The 4,642-nt window shown below is 63.6% G+C and carries 5 protein-coding genes and 1 pseudogene; all 6 read right to left on the minus strand.

Annotated elements, in window-relative coordinates:
- Positions 1-216 (minus strand): annotated as a pseudogene (locus ACIRA7_RS15035) (hypothetical protein); the annotation flags it as partial.
- The gene (locus ACIRA7_RS15040) at positions 216-1,190 is read right to left on the minus strand and encodes a cytochrome c oxidase assembly protein (RefSeq protein ID WP_396221658.1); all 975 of its coding nucleotides are present in this window, start codon (positions 1,188-1,190) and stop codon (positions 216-218) included. The pseudogene ACIRA7_RS15035 and the gene ACIRA7_RS15040, both read right to left, overlap by 1 nt.
- A gap of 62 nt (positions 1,191-1,252) precedes the next feature.
- Positions 1,253-1,597: a cytochrome C oxidase subunit IV family protein gene (locus ACIRA7_RS15045; protein ID WP_396221659.1), complete on the minus strand. Its 345-nt coding sequence runs from the start codon at positions 1,595-1,597 to the stop codon at positions 1,253-1,255.
- 7 nt (positions 1,598-1,604) lie between these two features.
- The gene (locus ACIRA7_RS15050) at positions 1,605-2,312 is read right to left on the minus strand and encodes a heme-copper oxidase subunit III (RefSeq protein WP_396221660.1); all 708 of its coding nucleotides are present in this window, start codon (positions 2,310-2,312) and stop codon (positions 1,605-1,607) included.
- A 1-nt stretch (position 2,313) separates the two neighbouring features.
- Positions 2,314-4,197, minus strand: a complete 1,884-nt coding sequence (gene ctaD, locus ACIRA7_RS15055; protein ID WP_396221661.1) for a cytochrome c oxidase subunit I — start codon at positions 4,195-4,197, stop codon at positions 2,314-2,316.
- A 29-nt stretch (positions 4,198-4,226) separates the two neighbouring features.
- On the minus strand, positions 4,227-4,642 hold a 416-nt coding region (locus ACIRA7_RS15060), incomplete at its 5' end, for a c-type cytochrome (protein WP_396221662.1).

Raw genomic sequence — 4,642 nt, forward strand, 5'->3', positions numbered from 1 at the left:
TGTGCCCAGCGCCTCGGCCGGAATCGGCGCGGCCGCGTGCGAGACCCGTGGCTGTTCGGCGTCGCGCCAGGCCCCCGGCTTCTTGCCGCCCGTTTCCGCGGCCTGACGCGCCGCCTTGCCGAACTTCTTTTCGGCGGCGGCCGCGTTCTTCTTGGGCGCGACCTTCGGGGCGTCCTTGCCGACGTGACGACGCGCGACGGGTTTCTTGCCGGCCATCAGGTCAGCGCGTCCGGCGAGGGGACCCACCCCACCTGTGCGCTGGCCTGATCGTCTTCGCCGCGCTGCGACCACTTGAAGAACACCACCGTCATCACCGCATAGAAGAAGACGCCACCCGGAATCCACATGATCAGACCACCGTACTGCTGGTCCATCATGGGCGTGATCCCCAGAATGCGCGGGGCCACGGCATACGCGGGATACAGCAACGTATCCGCCATCGCGATGTAGATCGAAATGACCGACATCGGAATGACCATCACGAAACAGTACAGCATCTGCGCCGGGTACGGCGCCCGCGGCAGCTCGGGGAGCGGGGACGTGAGCGGCCACCACATGAGCACCGACGCCGCAATGAACATCAGGTGCTGCACGATGTGAATCGGATGGTTCGCGAGCGCCAGATTGTACATCGGCGGCAGATGCCAGAACGCGAGCACCAGGTTGAAGATCGCGAAACAGGCCGCGATCGTCGTGCTCTTGCGGGCCACGCCGAACACGGCCGGCCGGCGCAGCAGCGGGCGCAGCATCCAGCCCGGCGTACCGATGATCATCAACGGTGGCACGACCAACGTGAGGATCAGGTGCTGCACCATGTGCCCACTGAACAGGTAGTAGTCGCTCAGATCATGCAGCGGCCCGTTGAGCGTCAGAAACAGCAGCAGGAGCGACGTGAAGAAGCTGACGCGCTGCGCCGACGTGGGCCCCTGCGGCGCGGCGGCGGCATCGAGCTGAACGCTGGATGCCTGCGCCAGCTCCGGTACCGTGACGGGCACCCGGTCCATGGCCGATGGACCCTGACGCACGCGCCACATGTAGGCCGCCCCGATCGCAGCGATGCCGATGGCGGTACTCGGGTGAACCGTGAAACGCGACCAGCTGAGCTGGGCGGCGGGGTGCAACAGAAGCGCGATCATCTCGGGAAGGTCCTCGGCAGCGGATGCGCCAGCGGGCGGGGGAGAACGGAGCATGGCCAGTCACCAGCGGAACGCTGACGACTGGCCACGGGTTCTCGCGATCGGTGACGCAGCGGTTAGCTGAGCAGGCCGAGTCGCAGGACGAGCTTGGAAAACAGGAACAGCAGCCCGATGAGCGTCAGCCCCGCGACCACCAGCGGGCCGGCAAACAGCGACCGGAACAGCTTGTGGTCGTACTTGAGGTGCATGTAGTACATCACCACGATCCAGAACTTCACCGCCGACATGATCAGCATACTGGGGACGTACACCCAGCTGTTCTCCCACGCCGGGATGTAATACGCGGAGACTTCGACCGCGGTGATCACCGTGAGAATCACGGCGATCTTCCAGTACGTGGTCCAGGTGGGGTGGTGCGCTTCGTCGTGGGCGTGTCCCGCCGCCGCAGAATGGTCAGCCATCACCGCCTCACTTGATCAGGTAGATGAGCGTGAAGATCGCGATCCACACCACGTCGACGAAATGCCAGTACAGCGCACAGATGTCGACGAGCAGGGCATCCGACGGCTTGAGGCCGCGCTTGTAATCGATCGCCAGCAACGTGAAGAGCCAGAGCACGCCGGCCGTCACGTGCGCGCCGTGGAAGCCGGTCAGCGTGAAGAAGCTCGAGCCGAACAGGTTCGTGCGCATCGTGAGCCCTTCGTGCACGAACGACGTGAACTCGTACGCCTGGCAGCCGAGGAACGTGATGCCGAGCAGGCAGGTGGCCCACAGCCAGATCTTCGACGAACCGAGGATACGATCCCACGCGGTGTGCTTCGGCACGTCGCGGTTCTGCACCGCCGCCAGCGCGAGCACCATCGCCAGCGACGACATGAGCAGCACGAACGTGGAGGCCGACGTGACCGGGATATTCAGGATCGGCTTGAACACTTCACCCGTGGTCGGGCTGGTCCACGCTTCATGCGGGAACGGGCCCTCGGGGCTCTTGCCCTTGTAGATCAGGTACGTCGAGATCAGCGACGCGAAGAGCATGCACTCGGAACCGATGAAGGTCCAAATGGCGACCTTGCGGTTGTCGAGTCCCAGCGAGGTGTAATGCCCGCCGCCGTGCGCGTGGCCGTCGCCGTGACCGTCGCCGTGTGCGACGGTCGTAGGTGCCGTAGTGGCGGTCATCTTAGTGGTGATCCTCGAGCGGCGTGAGCAGCCAGGTGTAGAGCGAGCCGACCCAGAGTGCGGTGCCGGCCAGCATGACAGCGACCGCCGTCGGGACGCTCGCGTCCATGAACAGCAACCCGCCGAACATCACGATCAGACCGAACGCGGTAACCAGCGGCCAGATCGACGGATTCGGCATGACGATCCCGAGTTCCTGCGACGTGGGGATGTGCCGGCCCTTCTCCTCGTCGTGGGTCGTCTCATGCACGAGCTTCTCACCACCCTTCATGTTCCAGAGCGGATAGCGCGACTTCACCTGCGGCAAGTCGGCGAAGTTGTAGTCGGGCGGCGGCGACGGGATCGTCCACTCGAGCGTCGCGGCTCCCCACGGATTGCTCGACGACATCGTTCCACCCTTCCAGCTCTTCCACACGTTGATCAGCCCGAACAGCGTGCCGATCATCAGGATGAGCGTACCGCCCGTCGATATGGCGTTGAACAGATCCAAGCCCTGTCCGGCGTCGTACTGGTAGATCCGGCGCGGCATGCCGAGCAGGCCGCTGAAGTGCATCGGGAAGAACGTGAGGTTCATGCCGACGAACGTGATCCAGAAGTGCCAGTTGCCCAGCTTCTCCGAGAGGAAACGGCCGGTGATCTTCGGGAAGTAGTAGTACATGCCGGCGAACAGACCGAACATCGAGCCACCGAAGAGCACGTAGTGGAAGTGCGCCACCACGAAGTACGTGTCCGTCTGCTGCAGGTCGGCCGGGGGCGACGAATGCATCACGCCCGAGATGCCACCCATCGTGAACATGGCCACCAGCGCGACGGCAAACTTCATGGCCACCGTGAAGCGGATCTGGCCGCCCCACATCGTGGCCACCCAGTTGAAAATCTTCACGCCGGTCGGGATCGCGATCAGCATGGTGGTGAGCGAGAACACCGCGTCGGCGATCGGGCCCATCCCCACCGAGAACATGTGGTGCGCCCACACGCCGAAGCCGAGGAAGCCGATCAGGATGCCCGAGTACACCATCACGGGATATCCGAACAACGGCTTGCGCGAGAACGTGGGGAGCACTTCGGACACGAGGCCGAAGGCCGGCAGGATCAGGATGTACACCTCGGGGTGACCGAACACCCAGAAGAGGTGCTGCCACAGCAGCGGGTCGGCGCCCTTGGCGATCGTGTAGAAGTTCGTGCCGAAGAAGCGGTCGAACTGCAGGAACACGAGCGCGACCGTGATCACCGGGAAGGCGAGCACCACCAGGAACTGCACCACGAACGACATCCACGTGAAGATCGGCATGCGCATGAGCGTCATGCCGGGCGCGCGCATGTTGATGATCGTCGTGATGAAGTTGAAGCCGGCCGCGAGCGAGGAGATACCGAGGATCTGTAAGCCGATCACCCAGAAATCCATGTTGTGCTCGGGCGAATACGCCTTCGTGCTGAGCGGCGCGTACCCGAACCACCCACCATTCGGCGCCATCGACCACAGGATGGGCAAGGTGATGAAGACGCCGCCCAACAGGTAGATCCAGTACGAGAACGCATTCAGTCGCGGGAAGGCGACGTCACGCGCGCCGATCTGCAGCGGAATCAGGAAATTGAAGAACGCCGCCGAGAGTGGCATGACGGCGAGGAAGATCATGGTCGTACCGTGCATCGTGAACAGCTGGTTATACATCTCGGCCGAAATGAGCTTGCCATTCGGCGTCGCCAGCTGGGCACGGAGCACGGCGGCCTCGAGGCCGCCGACCACGAAAAAGAACAGGCCGGTGATCAGATAGAGCGCCCCGATGCGCTTGTGGTCCACCGTGGTGAGCCACGACCAGATGCCGGTCGTGGAGGGCACGGGCTTGACGTTGGTGTACGGGGGCGCGGCAGCGATGGTTGCCATCGGTGTCGTTGGTCAGCGGTGACGGTGACTTACTTCAAGGCCTGGAGGTACGCGACGATGTCCGCGACCTCCGCGTCGGTCAGACCGCCGACGTTGACCACCATCTTGGTTTTCGGATCCGTCACACCCTTGCCGAGCGACGGCATGATGGAACCGGGCTTCATGTGCGGGGCGCTCTTGATCCAGTACGACAAATGCTTCGCGTCGTTCGGATACAGACCGCCGGCGATCGTGTAGCGCGAACCCACATGCGTGAGATTCGGGCCGACGGCCGCCATGTTGAACGGCGTCCCGGCGATCGCGTGGCAGCCGATGCAGCTCGACTTGCCGTACGTCTGACGTCCACGCTCCGCATCGCCCTTGCCGATCAGCGCGTCGTCAAAGCTGATCTGATTGGTGAGCGGCGTCTGCGGAATCGTGTAGGCGAAATCCTTTTCCAGCCTGT

The sequence above is a fragment of the Gemmatimonas sp. genome (assembly GCF_044376735.1).
Classification (GTDB): Bacteria; Gemmatimonadota; Gemmatimonadetes; order Gemmatimonadales; family Gemmatimonadaceae; genus Gemmatimonas.